This is a genomic window from Streptosporangium sp. CA-115845 (genome assembly GCF_050943795.1).
Lineage (GTDB): Bacteria > Actinomycetota > Actinomycetes > Streptosporangiales > Streptosporangiaceae > Streptosporangium.
Genome location: NZ_CP191988.1, coordinates 1028751 through 1046519 on the forward strand (window position 1 = coordinate 1028751; position 17769 = coordinate 1046519).

A 17769-nucleotide genomic window follows, 5' to 3' on the forward strand; every position below is an offset into this window, starting at 1 on the left:
CCGCCACCCCGCCCGCCACCCCGTCGGCCGGAGCCCGACCCGGCGGGGGTGCGGCGGCCACTCGTCTCCCGCACCGGGGAGGTGTTCAGCGGGCCTGGCCGAGGAACTTGACGATGCGGCCCACGCCCTCGACCAGGTCGTCGTCGCCGAGTGCGTAGGACAGGCGGAAGTAGCCCGGGGTGCCGAACGCCTCCCCGGGGACGACCGCCACCTCGGCCTCCTCCAGGATGAGCTCGGCCAGCTCGGCGGAGGTCGCCGGACGGCGGCCGTCGAAGTCCTTGCCCAGCAGTTCCTTGACCGACGGGTAGGCGTAGAAGGCGCCCTTCGGCTCGGGGCAGAGCACGCCCGGGATCTCGTTGAGCATCCGGACCATGGTCTGGCGGCGGCGGTCGAAGGCCTCGCGCATCTGGGCCACGGCCGACAGGTCGCCGCTGACGGCGGCCAGCGCGGCGATCTGGGCGACGTTGGAGACGTTGGAGGTGGCGTGCGACTGCAGGTTGGTCGCGGCCTTGACGACGTCCTTGGGGCCGATCAGCCAGCCCACCCGCCAGCCGGTCATCGCGTAGGTCTTGGCGACGCCGTTGAGGATCACCACCTTGTCGCCCAGCTCGGGGGCCACCGTGGCGATGCTCGCGAACGTCGCGTCGCCGTAGGTCAGGTGCTCGTAGATCTCGTCCGTGACGACCCACAGGTCGTGCTCGGCGGCCCAGCGGCCGATCTGGGCGACCTGCTCGGGGGAGTACACCGCGCCGGTCGGGTTGGACGGGGAGACGAACAGCAGGACCTTGGTCCGGTCGGTGCGCGCCGCCTCCAGCTGCTCCACGCTCGCCAGGTAGCCGGTGGTCTCGTCGGTCACCACGTCGACCTGGACGCCGCCGGCCAGCTTGATCGCCTCGGGGTAGGTGGTCCAGTAGGGGGCGACGACCAGCACCTCGTCGCCCGGGTCGAGTAGCGTGGCGAACGCCTCGTAGACCGCCTGCTTGCCGCCGTTGGTGACCAGGACCTGGGCCGCGTCGACCTGGTAGCCGGAGTCGCGGAGCGTCTTGTCGGCGATGGCCTGCTTCAGCTCGGGAAGGCCGCCGGCCGGCGTGTACTTGTGGAACCTGGGGTTGCGGCACGCCTCGACGGCGGCCTCGACGATGTAGCCGGGAGTGGCGAAGTCCGGCTCGCCGGCGCCGAAGCCGATGACCGGGCGGCCTGCCGCCTTCATCGCCTTGGCCTTTGCGTCCACGGCCAGCGTGGCGGACTCTGAGATCGCGGAGATGCGTGTTGAGATGCGGGGACGGGTCATACCTCCATGGTTACAGACCTGTGCCGCTGTTCCCGCCGGGTATCCACTATCCGGACGGCTCGCCCCGGCAGGCCCGAGCGCCCGGGGGAGATTCGCTGAGCTGGGCGATCGCCCTCCGGTTCGACGAAGTGAGCAATCACACGTAGACTCCGGCATGTTCTTTCCGCCGCATGCGTGAACCGGCGGTCAAGACCGTGAGCCGCGGACAAACTTCGGTCCAACCGATGTATGGTGGTTCATGTCTTAGGGCACTAGCGCAATTGGTAGCGCACCGGTCTCCAAAACCGGCGGTTGGGGGTTCGAGTCCCTCGTGCCCTGCGAGGAGCGGTCCGCGCATCTGGCGTCTAGCGCGCCGCTGATATGCGTTGGACTCGATGGATTCAGGTGAGGACTGTGGCGATCGACACGCGCGGCGAAACCGCAGACAAGCCGAGCGGTGAGAAGAAGGCGAAGCGCACTTCTCCCGCCCTTTTCTATCGGCAGGTTGTCGCCGAGCTGCGTAAGGTCATCTGGCCCACGCGCAAAGACCTCATTTCGTACACCATCATCGTCCTGGTCTTCGTTCTGATCATGGTCGGGATCGTGTCGGCTTTGGATGCGCTGTTCACCGAGGGCGTGCTGAGAATCTTCGGCGGAGCCTGAGCCGCGGTCTCCGGCGGGCGGGCCGCCCTGCGGACGAGTCCATCAGCCATCGACGAAAAGAGAAAGAGCACCGTGTCCGAGTCTGCACAGTCGGCCGGCGAGCCCCGCGAAGAGCGTGAGGATGAGCTGGAGAAGGCCGTAGACGTCACCGAGGACTCGCTTGGTGAGTCCGACGGGCAGGATGTCGACGCCGAAAACGAGGCCGAGCAGGCCCCGGCCGGCGCCGTCGACGAAGACGGTGACGTCCTTCCCGACGTCGACCCGGTCGAGGAGTTCAAGCGGCACCTGCGGGGTCTGTTCGGCGAGTGGTACGTCATCCACTCCTACGCCGGCTACGAGAACCGCGTGAAGTCCAACATCGAGACCCGCACGCAGTCCCTCAACATGGAGGACTACATCTTCCAGGTCGAGGTGCCCACCCACCACGTGACCGAGATCAAGAGCGGCAAGCGCCAGCTGGTCAAGGAGCGGGTGCTGCCGGGCTACGTGCTGGTCCGGATGGAGCTCACCGACGAGTCCTGGTCCGCGGTGCGTAACACGCCCGGTGTGACCGGCTTTGTCGGTCTCTCCAACAAGCCGAGCCCGCTGAGCCTCGAAGAGGTCGCCAAGCTGCTCGCGCCCGAGCCGTCGGAAGAGGTCAAGAAGTCGACCGCGAAGGCCTCCGCCGCGACCGTCGACTTCGAGATCGGTGAGTCCGTCACCGTCATGGACGGCCCGTTCGCCACGCTGCCCGCCACGGTCAGCGAGATCAGCGCCGAGTCGCAGAAGCTCAAGGTGCTCGTGTCGATCTTCGGTCGCGAGACCCCGGTCGAGCTCTCGTTCAACCAGGTCTCGAAGATCTAGGCCGGTCGCGTAGACTTCGTCAGTCTGCCCCGCGGTCGCGGGGATGTTCCGTCCACCGCACCGGTCAAGCTGCGGTTGCCGTGGTGGGCCCCGCGGTGGTGGCCCCCGCGGTCGCGGGGGCTCAGGAACACCGTTCAGAGAAGAAGGACCCGGAGAGAAGCATGCCTCCTAAGAAGAAGCTCGCCGCGCTGGTCAAGGTTCAGCTCCCCGCTGGCCAGGCCACGCCCGCGCCGCCGGTCGGTACCGCCCTCGGTCCGCACGGCGTCAACATCATGGACTTCGTGAAGCAGTACAACGCTGCCACCGAGGCCCAGCGCGGCAACATCATCCCCGTTGAGATCACCATCTACGAGGACCGCACCTTCACCTTCGTCACGAAGACGCCTCCGGCGCCTGAGCTGATCAAGAAGGCCGCCGGTGTCGCGAAGGGTTCGGCCGTCCCGCAGAAGGACAAGGTCGGCAAGCTCACCAAGGAGCAGCTGCGCCAGATCGCCGAGACCAAGATGCAGGACCTCAACGCCAACGACATCGAGGCGGCCGAGAAGATCATCGCCGGCACCGCCCGGTCGATGGGTATCACGATCGCCGACTAGCAACACCTGCCGTACGGACCCGGCGGCGACCTCGCGGAGCTGAAGTGCGTCCGCGAGATCGAACAGGGGCCGGCGGCGAGCGCGATCTCGATCGCGTCAGACCACCAAACGTCGAAGTAAGTGGAGGGGCCGGCGCAGGCCCACACCACGGACACTCGGATTCACAGGAGTGAGCAAGTGAAGCGCAGCAAGGGATTCCGCGCCGCAGCGGCGCAGGTCGACCGCGACACCCTGTACAGCCCGGCCCAGGCGGCCAAGCTGGCCAAGGAGACCAACGTCGCCAAGTTCGACGCCACCGTCGAGGTGGCCCTGCGGCTGGGTGTCGACCCCCGCAAGGCCGACCAGATGGTCCGCGGCACCGTCAACCTCCCGCACGGTACCGGCAAGACCGCCCGGGTCCTGGTCTTCGCGACCGGTGACCGTGCCGAGGAGGCCCGCGCTGCGGGTGCCGACATCGTCGGTGCCGACGAGCTGATCGACGAGGTCGCCAAGGGCCGCCTCGACTTCGACGCCGTCGTCGCCACCCCGGACCTCATGGGCAAGGTCGGCCGCCTGGGCCGCGTGCTCGGCCCCCGTGGTCTGATGCCGAACCCCAAGACCGGCACCGTGACCCCGGCCGTCGGCAAGGCCGTCACCGACATCAAGGGCGGCAAGATCGAGTTCCGTGTCGACCGGCACGCGAACCTGCACTTCATCATCGGCAAGGTGTCCTTCGGTGAGCGTCAGCTCATCGAGAACTACGCCGCCGCCCTCGAAGAGGTGATCCGTCTCAAGCCGTCCGCGGCCAAGGGACGCTACGTCAAGAAGGTCGTCTTCTCCACGTCCATGGGCCCCGGCATCCAGGTCGACCCCAACCAGACGCGGGCGCTGACCGCCGAGCTCGACGCCTGATACCAGACGTCTTTCGCAGCGGGCCTCAACCGAATGGCCATTCGGTTGAGGCCCTTCTTCGTTCTTCCGAAGGACGCGCCCGGCTTTCCCGGCGCGTACTGTCGTAGTCAGGATCATCGGGGGAACGAAAGGGTGAAGACGAAATGCGCCGATTGGCTCCGGCAGTGGCACTGGGAGCGGCCGCGCTCGTCGCGGTCGCGGGATGCGGTGCGCAGGGCACCGGCTCCCTCGGAAACGTCAAACTGGCCGCGGCCGACGCGGTGCAGCAGAGTGCGCAGAAGGCCGAGGAGGTCACCTCCTACTCCGCGGACCTGGTTCTCGACGCGAGCGGCGGCGAGAAGGGCGCGAGCAAGATCCAGGGCAGCATGCTCTACCAGAGCAAGCCCCAGCTGGCGACGGACATCAAGCTCGACACGGTCACCTTCGGCGGCCAGAACGTGCCCGGCGGGGCGCGGGCCATCCTGTCGGGTGAGACGGTCTACGTGAAGTCCGAGCTCCTCAACAGGTTCGCCGGCACCACCAAGCCGTGGGTCAAGGTGTCGCTCGGCGAGCTCGACGCCAAGGGGCAGGCCGGGGTCAGGCAGTTCATGGACCAGGCCCAGCAGTTCGACCTGGCCGGCACCGTCAAGCTGCTGACCGCCTCGAAGGACGTCAAGGCGGTCGGCACCGAAACGGTCGGCGGGGTCGACACCACCCACTACAGCGGTACCTTCCCGGTGGCCGAGGCCGCACAGCTGCTCGACCCGGCCAAGCGCGAGAAGCTCCAGGAGGAGTTCTCACGGGTCAAGAACGTGAAGTTCGACCTCTGGGCCGATGCGCAGAGCCTGCCCCGCAAGGTCACGCTCGGTGGCTCCGAGCAGGATGTGACGTTCAGCCTGACGGCGTTCTTCAAGGGCTTCAACGAGCCCGTCGAGATCACCGCGCCGCCCGCCGACCAGGTGGGCGACCTGCCCGAGCACCGCGGCGGAAACTGAGGTTCTCCCGAGACTCGCGCCCCCCGCCCGCACGGGCGGGGGGCGCGAGCCTTTTCCCGTCGGCGGGGGGCGGGACCGGTTTCCAGGACTGATTTGGCATTCGTGGACGGCAGGGCGTACGCTGTCAACGCCGAAGACCGCCGGTCGTCGTCAGGCCGCATGGCCTGATGACCTAAGGAGCCACGTCAGTGGACGGCCCGCGTAGGTGTGATGTGAGTTTTCATCTGGATTAATCTCCTTATGTGAGCCCCGTGCGCCTGCGCCGGGGCTTGTCTGTTTTTCATGGGCCCTTACCCCGGCGGCACATCTGGAAGGAGGCCCATGGCGAAGGCAGAAAAGGCAACGGCTGTCGCTGAGCTGAAGAGCAGCTTCGACGGCTCCAATGCTGCCGTTCTGACCGAATACCGCGGTCTCACCGTCGCCCAGCTCAAGCAGCTGCGCGTTTCTCTCGGTGAAAATGCGAAGTTCGCCGTGGTGAAGAACACGCTGACCAAGATCGCGGCCACTGAGGCCGGGTTCAACCAGCTCAACGACCTGCTCGCGGGTCCGTCGGCGATCGCGTTCGTCAACGGCGACGTGGTCGAGGCTGCCAAGAGTCTGCGTGACTTCGCCAAGGCCAATCCCCTCCTGGTCATCAAGGGCGGTGTCGTCGACGGCAAGTCGATGACGCCGGACGAGATCACCAAGCTTGCCGACCTCGAGTCGCGTGAGGTTCTCCTCGCGAAGCTGGCCGGTGCCATGAAGGCGAAGCAGGGCCACGCGGCCGCCGTCTTCAACGCGCTGCCCACCAACATGGCTCAGCTGGCCGAGGCACTGCGCGCCAAGCGCGAAGGCGCCGGCGAGTAGGTCCGCGCAGGCGGTCACAGGGGATTAACGCAACCGCGGTCCCAACTTTCCCTAGTAGTCAGATCCGTATGGAGGAACCATCATGGCGAAGCTCAGCACCGACGAGCTGCTCGACGCTTTCAAGGAGATGACTCTCCTTGAGCTGTCCGACTTCGTGAAGCTCTTCGAGGAGACCTTCGACGTCAAGGCCGCCGCTCCGGTCGCCGTCGCCGCCGCTGCCGCCCCCGGTGCGGCCGCTGCCGAAGAGGTCGAGGAGCAGGACGAGTTCGACGTCGTCCTCGAGGCCGCCGGCGACAAGAAGATCCAGGTCATCAAGGAGATCCGCGCCCTGACGAGCCTGGGCCTCAAGGAGGCCAAGGACCTCGTTGACGGCGCTCCCAAGTCCGTCTTCGACGGCAAGGTCAACAAGGAGCAGGCCGAGAAGGCCAAGGCCGCCCTTGAGGGTGCCGGCGCGACGGTCACCGTCAAGTAGTTCGTCTTACCGGAAAGAGCGGGTCCACCTGGTGCCGGTGGCCCGCTCTTTTTGTGTTCGCTCTGTTGGACACGATGTCTTATAACCACGGCATAACGATCGACGGAAGCTATTGGACCCTCTTCCAATCCGGGGGATCGCGGCTACGGTTGATGCAGTCGCAGGTTCTGTCGGCGGAGTCTCCGGCACGCCGCGGGACGGGCACGTCCTGCGGGCTCCTGAAGGGCGGCACGTGGGCGTCGAAGTCGTGGTAGAGGGTCTGACCAAGTCGTTCGGGAAGCAGGTCATCTGGGAGGACGTCACGCTGACGCTTCCCGCCGGCGAGATCTCCGTGCTGCTCGGTCCGTCCGGAACGGGCAAATCCGTTTTCCTGAAGACCCTGGTGGGCCTGCTGAGGCCCGAACGCGGCCACATCTGGATCGACGGGCACGACCTCGCCAACTGCAGTGAGAACAAGCTCTACGAGCTCAGGCGGCTGTTCGGCGTGCTGTTCCAGGACGGGGCGCTGTTCGGCTCGCTCAACCTCTACGACAACGTCGCCTTCCCGCTGCGCGAGCACACCAGGAAGAGCGAGGCCGAGATCCGCCGCATCGTGATGGAGAAGATGGAGCTCGTCGGGCTGGCCGGTGCCGAAGGCAAGCTTCCCGGCGAGATCTCCGGCGGCATGCGCAAGCGCGCGGGCCTGGCCAGGGCACTGGTCCTCGACCCCGAGATCATCCTGTTCGACGAGCCCGATTCGGGCCTCGACCCGGTTCGCACGACCTATCTCAACCAGCTGATCGTGGATCTCAACGCGGAGATCGAGGCGACCTTCCTCATCGTCACCCACGACATCAACACCGCCCGTACGGTGCCCGACAGCATCGGTCTGCTGTTCCGGCGTGAGCTGATCATGTTCGGGCCAAGGGAGATGCTGCTCTCCAGCGACGAGCCGGTGGTCAGGCAGTTCCTCAACGCCCGCAGGCACGGCCCGATCGGCATGTCCGAGGAGAAGGACGTCTCCGAGCTGGAGGCCGAGGCCCAGCTGGGGCACGACCCCGGCGGGCTGCCGCCGATCCCGCCGCAGCTGATGCCGAGCGAGAGCCGGATCCGCCGCACGCAGCGCCCGCCGGGTTCGTGGCTGGCCGCCAACGGGGTCATCCCGCCGCCCAACTCGTTCGTGGACGAGAGGGGCCGGAACTGGCTGGAGGAGTATCCCCGGCTGGTCACGGCGCACGTCCACGGCGCACGTTGACCGCGGGCGGGTAGCGGGCGTCCCGCCGTTCACCGCACGAAGCGAAACGCTGGGCGAAACGGCCCGAAGCAGGTGAGCAAAGGCTGGTATGCGGATCTGTGCGGCGGGTTATGATCCGGCGATCGGGGAGCATACCGTCCCGGTGGCGGGAAAGCCGCGCTCACCGGCTCGCGTTCCACGGACCGTGCGATGGGAGAGAACGCATGGCAGTGCACGCCGCTCGCCCCCGCCGCCCCCGCCGCTCGCTCAGGATCGCAGCACCGGTGCTCGGAGTGCTGATCGCGATGCTGCTCGTCGCCGCGTTCTGGATCGGCTCCGACCTGCGCGACGCCCAGGCGGCGGCGGACGACAGGCAGGCGGCGACGCGGGCGGCGGGAGCGCACGCGGTGCATCTGCTCTCCATCGGATACCGGAGCGTCGATGCCGACATTCAGCGAATCCTCGACGGCTCCACGGGTGAGGCCAGGGCCGAGTACGTCAGAACCGCCACGGAACGCAGGGAGGGCACGATCAAGGACAAGATCCTCCGTGCGGGCGCGCTACGCGCCCTGGGGCTGGTCTCGCTGACAGGGGACACGGCCCAGGTGATGGTGGTGGGCGATGAGGTGATCCGGTGGGACGGGAGTAAGAACGCTCCACGGGAGCAGTTCCACCGGTGGAACATGGAAGTGACCAAGGTCGGGGGAGCCTGGCTCGTGTCCAAGGCGGAGCTGGTGCCGTGACGCGCTCCTCCCGGTTGGCGGTCGGACTCATGGCCGTCGTGGCGCTCGCGCTCGCGGCGGTGGTCTGGGTCATGTTCACAGATCTCAGCAGGCTGCGCGCGGACGAGAGGGCCGGACAGGAGGCGCTCGCCGCGGCCCGGTCGGTCGCCTCCGACATGCTGTCCTACGACTATCGTACGATCGAACAGGATTTCGCAAGGGCGGGCGGTTACACGACCGGGGCGCTCAGCCTGCACTACCGGCAGCTCACCAGGGGCATGGCCGCGCAGGCCAGGGAGCAGAGAGCCGTGCAGCAGGCGACGGTGATCGGGGCGGGCGTGGAGTCGGTGGAGTCCGGCGACTCCGGCCGGGTCCAGGTGCTGCTGTTCATGAACATGAGCACTGTGAAGATCCCTCAGGGAGAGGAGGAGCCGCGCCGGCAGGTCAGCCAGAACCGGGCCAGGTTCATCATGGTCAAGAAGGACTCCCGCTGGTTCGTCGCCGAGCTCTCCACACTGCTCGGAGATCCCCCGTCACCATGATCGGCGCGTCGCTTCATTCAATTGTTAGTAAAGCCTTGGTTTGGGATGGGTTTGCGGTTGGGTACACCTGCCATGGCAGCGTCGATCGTCAGTCGAACCATCGGCTGGCGTTCGAACCGCCGAGTGACTCAGCGTCAGCCACACCAGGTCGGACATCGTGTTGCATCCTGTGGTGTGCGCAGGTCACCCGGTGGGAAAACTCCCAGGGTCTCGGCTATTTCCCGGCCGAAATGTCAGCTCCCGGGCTTGACGTTTCGGCTCTGACGGGCGATGCTGCGACCAACGTGGAGCTTGCAGTGAGACTGAGGTGGACAGGTGTGTGCCGTTCGGCTACACTGCCCCTTTGCGCTGCCCTTTGACGACCCGCTTCTTTTGGTGCTCTGATGCATGGTCGTCTGGCGTGCGTGTAGTCAGTCCGCCGCGAGCCCTCGGAAGGACATCTGTTGGCAGCCTCGCGCAACGCCTTCGCCGTACCCGCCGGTCCCCGTCGTGTGTCTTTCGCACGGATTCAGGAGCCGCTCGAAGTTCCCGATCTTCTCGCTCTTCAGACCGAGTCCTTCGACTGGTTGCTCGGCAACGAGAAGTGGAAGGGGCGGGTCGAGGCGGCTCGCCAGGCCGGGCGCAAGGACGTTCCGGCCCAGTCGGGCCTCGAAGAGATCTTTGAGGAGATCAGTCCCATCGAGGACTTCTCCGGAACCATGTCCCTGTCGTTCCGGGACCACCGGTTCGAGCCGCCCAAGTACTCAGTCGATGAGTGCAAAGACAAGGACATGACCTACTCCGCCCCGATGTTCGTCACGGCGGAGTTCATCAATAACACCACTGGTGAGATCAAGAGCCAGACCGTGTTCATGGGCGACTTCCCGCTCATGACCGGCAAGGGCACATTCATCATCAACGGCACCGAGCGTGTCGTCGTCTCCCAGCTGGTCCGGTCCCCGGGTGTCTATTTCGACCGCAGCGTCGACAAGACCTCGGACAAGGACCTCTATGGATGCAAGGTGATTCCCTCCCGGGGCGCCTGGCTAGAGTTCGAGATCGACAAGCGGGACAGCGTCGGTGTCCGCATCGACCGCAAGCGCAAGCAGGCCGTCACCGTTCTGCTCAAGGCGCTCGGCTGGACCAGCGAGCAGATCCTTGAGCGTTTCGGGCAGTACGAGTCCATGCGGGCGACCCTGGAGAAGGACCACACGGCCGGCCAGGACGACGCTCTGCTCGACATCTACCGCAAGCTGCGCCCGGGCGAGCCGCCGACCAAGGAGTCGGCGCAGACGCTGCTGGAGAACCTGTACTTCAACTCCAAGCGCTATGACCTCGCCAAGGTCGGCCGTTACAAGATCAACAAGAAGCTCGGGGTCGACAGCGAGATCACCCAGGGCACGCTCACCGAGGACGACATCGTCGCCACCATCGAGTACATCGTCCGGCTGCACGCCGGCGAGGTGTCGATGCCCGGCGCCAACGGTGAGATCGTCGTCGAGACCGACGACATCGACCACTTCGGCAACCGTCGTCTCCGTACGGTGGGCGAGCTCATCCAGAACCAGGTCCGCCTGGGGCTGGCCCGCATGGAGCGCGTCGTCCGCGAGCGGATGACGACCCAGGACGTCGAGGCGATCACGCCGCAGACCCTGATCAACATCCGCCCGGTCGTGGCGTCGATCAAGGAGTTCTTCGGCACATCCCAGCTGTCGCAGTTCATGGACCAGACCAACCCCCTCGCCGGCCTGACGCACAAGCGTCGTCTGTCCGCGCTGGGCCCCGGTGGTCTCTCCCGTGAGCGGGCCGGCTTCGAGGTCCGGGACGTTCACCCCTCGCACTACGGCCGGATGTGCCCGATCGAGACGCCGGAAGGACCGAACATCGGTCTGATCGGCTCGCTGGCCTCCTTCGGCCGGGTCAACTCCTTCGGCTTCGTCGAGACCCCGTACCGCAAGGTCGTCGACGGCCGGGTGACCGACCAGGTCGAGTACCTGACCGCGGACGAGGAGGACCGGCACGTCATCGCCCAGGCGAACACGCCGATCGGCTCCGACGGAACGTTCCTTGAGCCGCGGGTGCTCGTCCGCAGGAAGGGCGGGGAGTTCGAGTCCCTGCGCGCCAACGAGGTCGACTACATGGACGTCTCGGCACGCCAGATGGTGTCCGTGGCGACCGCGATGATCCCGTTCCTGGAGCACGACGACGCCAACCGTGCGCTCATGGGCTCCAACATGCAGCGCCAGTCGGTGCCGCTGCTCAAGAGCGAGGCGCCGCTGGTCGGCACCGGCATGGAGTACCGTGCCGCGACCGACGCCGGCGACGTCATCACCGCCGAGAAGGCGGGCGTGGTCGAGGAGGTCTCCGCCGACTACGTCACGGTGATGAACGACGACGGCACCCGCACGACCTACCGCGTCGCCAAGTTCAAGCGCTCCAACCAGGGCACCTGCTTCAACCAGAAGCCGATCGTCGCGGAAGGCGACCGGATCGAGGTGAACCAGGTCGTCGCGGACGGTCCCTGCACCGACAACGGCGAGATGGCCCTGGGCAAGAACCTCCTCGTGGCGTTCATGCCGTGGGAGGGGCACAACTACGAGGACGCGATCATCCTCTCCCAGCGCCTGGTGCAGGACGACGTCCTGTCCTCGATCCACATCGAGGAGCACGAGGTCGACGCCCGGGACACCAAGCTGGGCCCCGAGGAGATCACCCGGGACATCCCGAACGTCTCCGAGGAGGTCCTGGCCGACCTCGACGAGCGCGGCATCATCCGCATCGGCGCCGAGGTCGTCCCTGGCGACATCCTCGTCGGCAAGGTCACCCCCAAGGGTGAGACCGAGCTGACCCCCGAGGAGCGCCTGCTCCGCGCGATCTTCGGTGAGAAGGCCCGCGAGGTCCGTGACACCTCCCTGAAGGTGCCGCACGGCGAGCAGGGCAAGGTCATCGGCGTTCGCGTGTTCAGCCGCGAGGAGGGCGACGAGCTCCCCCCCGGCGTCAACGAGCTGGTCCGCGTCTACGTGGCCCAGAAGCGTAAGATCACCGACGGTGACAAGCTGGCCGGCCGTCACGGCAACAAGGGTGTCATCTCCAAGATCCTTCCGGTCGAGGACATGCCGTTCCTTGAGGACGGTACGGCGGTCGACATCATCCTCAACCCTCTGGGCGTGCCCGGCCGAATGAACGTCGGCCAGGTCCTGGAGACCCACCTGGGGTGGATCGCGGCCAGAGGCTGGGATATCTCGGGCATCGAGGAGGCATGGGCCGAGCGGCTGCGTGACAAGGGCTTCGCAGAGGTCGACCCGCGCACCAACATGGCCACGCCGGTGTTCGACGGTGCCAACGAGGAAGAGATCATCGGCCTGCTCGACAACACCCTGGTCAACAGGGACGGCGGGCGCATGGTCGGCGCGAACGGAAAGGCCCAGCTGTTCGACGGCCGTTCCGGCGAGCCGTTCCCGCACCCGATCTCCGTCGGTTACATCTACATCCTGAAGCTGCTCCACCTGGTCGACGACAAGATCCACGCTCGTTCGACCGGCCCGTACTCCATGATCACCCAGCAGCCGCTCGGTGGTAAGGCCCAGTTCGGTGGCCAGCGCTTCGGTGAGATGGAGGTCTGGGCTCTGGAGGCGTATGGCGCCGCCTACGCGCTCCAGGAACTGCTCACCATCAAGTCCGACGACGTCCTCGGCCGGGTGAAGGTCTACGAGGCGATCGTCAAGGGCGAGAACATCCCTGAGCCGGGCATCCCGGAATCGTTCAAGGTCCTCATCAAGGAAATGCAGTCGCTGTGCCTGAACGTCGAGGTGCTCTCCAGCGACGGCATGTCCATCGAGATGCGCGACACCGACGAAGACGTCTTCCGCGCCGCGGAAGAACTCGGCATCGACCTGTCCCGGCGTGAGCCGAGCAGCGTCGAAGAGGTCTGATCTAGAAGCTGAGGAGGGGATTACAAGTGCTCGACGTCAACTTCTTCGACGAGCTTCGGATCGGCCTCGCGACCGCCGACGACATCCGCCAGTGGTCGCACGGCGAGGTGAAGAAGCCCGAAACCATCAACTACCGGACGCTCAAGCCCGAGAAGGACGGACTCTTCTGCGAGAAGATCTTCGGTCCGACCCGAGACTGGGAGTGCTACTGCGGTAAGTACAAGCGCGTCCGCTTCAAGGGCATCATCTGTGAGCGCTGTGGCGTCGAGGTGACCCGCGCCAAGGTGCGTCGTGAGCGGATGGGCCACATCGAGCTGGCCGCGCCCGTCACGCACATCTGGTACTTCAAGGGTGTCCCGTCCCGGCTGGGATACCTGCTCGACCTGGCTCCGAAGGACCTCGAGAAGGTCATCTACTTCGCGGCCTACATGATCACGCACGTCGACAAGGAAATGCGCGAGCGTGACCTGCCGTCGCTGGAGGCGAAGATCTCCGTCGAGCGGCAGCACGTCGAGCAGCGCCGTGACGCCGACATCGAGGCTCGCCAGCGCAAGCTGGAGACCGACCTGGCCGAGCTTGAGGCCGCCGGCGCCAAGGGCGACCAGCGCCGCAAGGTGCGTGAGGGCGCCGAGCGCGAGATGCGGCAGCTGCGTGACCGGGCCCAGCGCGAGCTGGACCGGCTGGACGAGGTCTGGAGCCGCTTCAAGAACCTCAAGGTCCAGGACCTTGAGGGCGACGAGCTGCTCTACCGCGAGATGCGCGACCGCTTCGGCCGTTACTTCCGCGGTGGCATGGGCGCCCAGGCCATCCAGGAGCGTCTGACCAGCTTCGACCTCGCTCTTGAGGCCGAGAACCTGCGCGAGACGATCCGCAGCGGCAAGGGCCAGAAGAAGGCCCGCGCGCTCAAGCGTCTCAAGGTCGTGTCGGCGTTCCTGAACACTCGCAACTCGCCCAACGGGATGGTCCTCGACTGCATCCCGGTCATCCCGCCGGACCTGCGCCCCATGGTGCAGCTCGACGGTGGCCGGTTCGCCACCTCGGACCTGAACGACCTGTACCGCCGTGTGATCAACCGGAACAACCGACTCAAGCGGCTTCTCGACCTCGGCGCCCCCGAGATCATCGTGAACAACGAGAAGCGGATGCTCCAGGAGGCCGTCGACGCGCTGTTCGACAACGGCCGCCGCGGCCGCCCGGTCACCGGTCCGGGCAACCGCCCGCTGAAGTCCCTCAGCGACATGCTGAAGGGCAAGCAGGGCCGGTTCCGCCAGAACCTGCTGGGCAAGCGAGTCGACTACTCCGGCCGTTCGGTCATCGTCGTCGGCCCGCAGCTGAAGCTGCACCAGTGCGGTCTGCCCAAGCAGATGGCGCTGGAGCTCTTCAAGCCGTTCGTGATGAAGCGCCTGGTCGACCTGAACCACGCGCAGAACATCAAGTCGGCCAAGCGGATGGTCGAGCGTGCTCGCCCGGTCGTGTGGGACGTCCTCGAAGAGGTCATCACCGAGCACCCCGTGCTGCTCAACCGCGCGCCGACCCTGCACCGCCTGGGCATCCAGGCCTTCGAGCCGCAGCTGGTCGAGGGCAAGGCCATCCAGATCCACCCGCTCGTCTGCACCGCGTTCAACGCGGACTTCGACGGCGACCAGATGGCCGTGCACCTGCCGCTGTCCGCCGAGGCGCAGGCCGAGGCCCGCATCCTGATGCTGTCGACGAACAACATCCTGAAGCCGGCCGACGGCAAGCCCGTGACCATGCCCACCCAGGACATGATCATCGGTCTCTACTCGTTGACCACGCTCAAGGACGAGGACGAGAACGGCGTCGGCCGGGGACGGGTCTTCGGCTCGGTGTCGGAGGCGCTGATGGCCTTCGACCGCCGGGAGCTCGACATCCAGTCGTCGATCCAGATCCGGATGCGGGGAGACGTCCCGCCGCCCCGCGGCTGGGCGGCCCCCGAGGGCTGGGAGGCCGGTGACAGCTACCGCCTGGAGACCACTCTGGGCCGCTGCCTGTTCAACCAGACCCTGCCGGCGAACTACCCGTACGTGAACTCGCAGGTCGGCAAGAAGCAGCTGTCGGTCATCGTCAACGAGCTCGCTGAGAAGTACCCCAAGGTCGAGGTCGCGGCCGCGCTCGACGCCCTCAAGGACGCCGGCTTCTACTGGGCGACCAGGGCCGGTGTGACGATCTCCATCGAGGACGTCATCGCGCCGCCGAACAAGTCCGAGATCATGGAGACGTACGAGCGCCGGGCCGACAAGGTCCAGCGCGAGTACGAGCGTGGTCTGATCACGGACGAGGAGCGTCGTCAGGAGCTCATCGAGATCTGGACGCACGCGACCAGCGACGTGACCGACGACATGCAGAAGGCGTTCCCGAAGACCAACCCGGTCTGGATGATGGTCCAGTCGGGCGCCCGAGGAAACCTGATGCAGGTCCGGCAGATCTCCGGCATCCGTGGTCTGGTGTCCAACACCAAGGGTGAGACGATCCCGCGCCCGATCAAGGCCTCGTTCCGCGAGGGCCTGTCGGTGCTGGAGTACTTCATCTCCACCCACGGCCAGCGGAAGGGTCTGGCGGACACCGCGCTGCGGACCGCCGACTCGGGGTACCTGACCCGTCGTCTGGTGGACGTCGCGCAGGACGTCATCGTCCGCGAGATCGACTGCGGCACCGACCGCGCCGTCCCGCTGCACGTCGCCGACCGCGACTCTCAGGGCAACCTGGTCAAGGCGGAGAACGCCGAGAGCAACGTGCACGGCCGCATCCTCGCCGAGGACGTGGAGGTGGACGGCAAGATCATCGTTCCGGTGGGCGTCGACATCAACGACATCCACGTCACCGCCCTGGTCGAGGCCGGAGTGGAGACCGTCAGGACCCGCAGCGCCCTCGTCTGCGAGGCCAAGATCGGTGTCTGCGCCACCTGCTACGGCCGCTCGCTCGCGACCGGCAAGCTGGTGGACGTCGGCGAGGCGGTCGGCATCATCGCCGCCCAGTCGATCGGTGAGCCCGGCACCCAGCTGACGATGCGGACCTTCCACACCGGTGGTGTGGCGGGCGCCGACATCACCCACGGTCTGCCCCGTGTCCAGGAGCTTTTCGAGGCGCGCGTCCCCAAGGGCGTCGCCCCGATCAGCGAGGCCGAGGGCCGGGTCCGCATCGACGAGACCGACAAGACCCGGAAGATCGTGATCGTCCCGGACGACGGTTCCGAGGAGGTCGCCTACCCGGTGTCGATGCGGTCGCGCATGCTGGTCACCGACGGGCAGCGGGTCAAGGTCGGCCAGCAGCTGATCGCCGGTGCCGTCAACCCCAACGAGGTGCTGCGCATCCTCGGCCCCCGGGCCGTGCAGCTGCACCTCGTGGCGGAGGTCCAGCAGGTCTACCGCTCGCAGGGTGTGTCGATCCACGACAAGCACATCGAGATCATCGTGCGGCAGATGCTCAAGCGCGTGAACGTGCTGGAGTCCGGCGACGCCGACATGCTGCCCGGTGAGCTCGTCGAGCGGCCGCGCTTCGAGCGGATCAACCGCGAGTGCGTGGCGGAGGGCGGCACGCCGGCCTCCGGGCGTCCGGTGCTGATGGGTATCACCAAGGCCTCGCTCGCCACCGAGTCCTGGCTGTCCGCGGCGTCCTTCCAGGAGACGACCCGAGTGCTCACCGACGCGGCGATCCACGCCAAGTCGGACTCGCTGCTCGGTCTCAAGGAGAACGTCATCATCGGAAAGCTCATCCCGGCCGGTACCGGTATGCCGCAGTACCGCAACATCCGGGTCGAGCCCACCGAGGAGGCCAAGGCCGCGATGTACACGGTCGGCGGCTACGACGGCTCCGCGGCGGACTACACCTTCGGTTCGGGCTCCGGTGAGGCCGTGCCGCTGGAGGAGTACGACTTCGGTCAGTACAACCGCTAAGTGATCGCAGGCGGCGCCCGGTCCCCGGCAGGGGACCGGGCGCCGCTGCCTTTCCACCATGTTCACGTCCGTGACGGGTGGGTGTGGCCCTTTCTTGACCGGAATGTTGCGGCGAAAGCCGTACGTTAATGGGGAGAACGGCCGGAGAAGTGCTCTGCGACGGGTAAGCTCGACGTGGACCCGGAAGCGGTCGGTCGGAAACCGGTCGTGGGAGTCATGACACGAATGCGGGCGCCCACAGCGGCGCCCTGCTGGTGCGGCCGTTTTGACGTGTTGCGCTCGGCTGGGTAGTCTTGCCCTTCGTGCTCATGTCTTCATGGGCCCTCATGCGTGTGCGTCGACAGGTTCCCGGTGGGGAGTCGGCAGGGGTGCCGCATGACCTCCTCCATCGGACCGGCCTTGACCGGGTTGTGACGTGACAAGTGCGCGACACGCCCGACCGCGTGGGTCGGAGGGGATGAAAGAACCGCAGGTCATGACACCGGCAGCGCCTGCAAAATGCACGACATTCGATTAACCGGCTAGCACGAACGGAGACGCGGTGCCCACGATTCAGCAGCTGGTCCGCAAGGGCCGCCAGGACAAGGTCACCAAGACCAAGACCCCGGCGCTCAAGGCCAGCCCTCAGCGACGCGGCACCTGCATGCGCGTTTACACCACGACCCCCAAGAAGCCGAACTCCGCCCTCCGCAAGGTCGCGCGTGTCCGGCTCACCAACGGTATCGAGGTCACGGCCTACATCCCCGGTGTCGGTCACAACCTTCAGGAGCACTCCATCGTGCTCGTCCGCGGTGGTCGTGTGAAGGACCTGCCGGGTGTTCGCTACAAGATCATCCGCGGTTCGCTCGACACCCAGGGTGTCCGTAACCGCAAGCAGGCCCGTAGCCGTTACGGCGCGAAGAAGGAGAAGTAAGA

14 protein-coding genes and 1 tRNA gene are annotated in these 17769 nt (G+C 66.5%); 14 read left to right on the top strand and 1 reads right to left on the bottom strand.

Annotated elements, in window-relative coordinates; genetic code table 11:
• Positions 1–85: 85 nt before the first annotated feature.
• Complete coding sequence (locus ACQP0P_RS07030; RefSeq protein ID WP_433372526.1) at positions 86–1291, bottom strand: pyridoxal phosphate-dependent aminotransferase; 1206 nt, start codon at positions 1289–1291, stop codon at positions 86–88.
• A gap of 245 nt (positions 1292–1536) precedes the next feature.
• On the opposite strand from ACQP0P_RS07030, the gene ACQP0P_RS07035 reads away from it, so the two are divergent.
• From ACQP0P_RS07035 to rpsL, 14 genes are all read left to right on the top strand, one after another.
• Positions 1537–1609: transfer RNA gene (locus ACQP0P_RS07035), tRNA-Trp, on the top strand.
• A gap of 75 nt (positions 1610–1684) precedes the next feature.
• Positions 1685–1933, top strand: coding sequence for a preprotein translocase subunit SecE (gene secE / locus ACQP0P_RS07040; RefSeq protein WP_037972396.1), 249 nt, complete (start codon positions 1685–1687; stop codon positions 1931–1933).
• 72 nt (positions 1934–2005) lie between these two features.
• On the top strand, positions 2006–2776 hold the full coding sequence (nusG, locus tag ACQP0P_RS07045) for a transcription termination/antitermination protein NusG (RefSeq protein WP_433372531.1): 771 nt from the start codon (positions 2006–2008) through the stop codon (positions 2774–2776).
• A 161-nt stretch (positions 2777–2937) separates the two neighbouring features.
• Positions 2938–3369, top strand: coding sequence for a 50S ribosomal protein L11 (rplK, locus tag ACQP0P_RS07050; RefSeq protein WP_343968369.1), 432 nt, complete (start codon positions 2938–2940; stop codon positions 3367–3369).
• 177 nt (positions 3370–3546) lie between these two features.
• The gene (gene rplA / locus ACQP0P_RS07055) at positions 3547–4260 is read left to right on the top strand and encodes a 50S ribosomal protein L1 (protein WP_030923988.1); all 714 of its coding nucleotides are present in this window, start codon (positions 3547–3549) and stop codon (positions 4258–4260) included.
• Between the two features lie 164 nt (positions 4261–4424).
• On the top strand, positions 4425–5234 hold the full coding sequence (locus ACQP0P_RS07060) for an LppX_LprAFG lipoprotein (protein ID WP_433372534.1): 810 nt from the start codon (positions 4425–4427) through the stop codon (positions 5232–5234).
• Positions 5235–5555: 321 nt separating this feature from the next.
• Positions 5556–6080, top strand: a complete 525-nt coding sequence (gene rplJ, locus ACQP0P_RS07065; RefSeq protein WP_343968364.1) for a 50S ribosomal protein L10 — start codon at positions 5556–5558, stop codon at positions 6078–6080.
• Positions 6081–6162: 82 nt separating this feature from the next.
• Positions 6163–6552 (top strand): 50S ribosomal protein L7/L12, encoded by a 390-nt coding sequence (gene rplL, locus ACQP0P_RS07070; protein WP_030923997.1) that lies wholly within the window; start codon positions 6163–6165, stop codon positions 6550–6552.
• Between the two features lie 232 nt (positions 6553–6784).
• Positions 6785–7786, top strand: coding sequence for an ABC transporter ATP-binding protein (locus ACQP0P_RS07075; protein ID WP_433372539.1), 1002 nt, complete (start codon positions 6785–6787; stop codon positions 7784–7786).
• A gap of 203 nt (positions 7787–7989) precedes the next feature.
• Entirely contained in the window at positions 7990–8508 is a 519-nt protein-coding gene (locus ACQP0P_RS07080) for a hypothetical protein (protein ID WP_433372542.1), read from the top strand.
• On the top strand, positions 8505–9029 hold the full coding sequence (locus ACQP0P_RS07085; protein ID WP_433372545.1) for a hypothetical protein: 525 nt from the start codon (positions 8505–8507) through the stop codon (positions 9027–9029). Before ACQP0P_RS07080 ends, ACQP0P_RS07085 begins: the two co-directional genes overlap by 4 nt.
• Positions 9030–9472: 443 nt before the next feature.
• Entirely contained in the window at positions 9473–12940 is a 3468-nt protein-coding gene (gene rpoB / locus ACQP0P_RS07090) for a DNA-directed RNA polymerase subunit beta (protein ID WP_433372548.1), read from the top strand.
• A 26-nt stretch (positions 12941–12966) separates the two neighbouring features.
• Positions 12967–16854 carry a DNA-directed RNA polymerase subunit beta' gene (locus ACQP0P_RS07095; RefSeq protein ID WP_433372551.1) on the top strand — a complete coding sequence of 1296 codons (3888 nt, stop codon included), beginning with the start codon at positions 12967–12969 and terminating at the stop codon, positions 16852–16854.
• A gap of 541 nt (positions 16855–17395) precedes the next feature.
• On the top strand, positions 17396–17767 hold the full coding sequence (gene rpsL / locus ACQP0P_RS07100; protein WP_012887826.1) for a 30S ribosomal protein S12: 372 nt from the start codon (positions 17396–17398) through the stop codon (positions 17765–17767).
• Positions 17768–17769 lie beyond the last annotated feature (2 nt).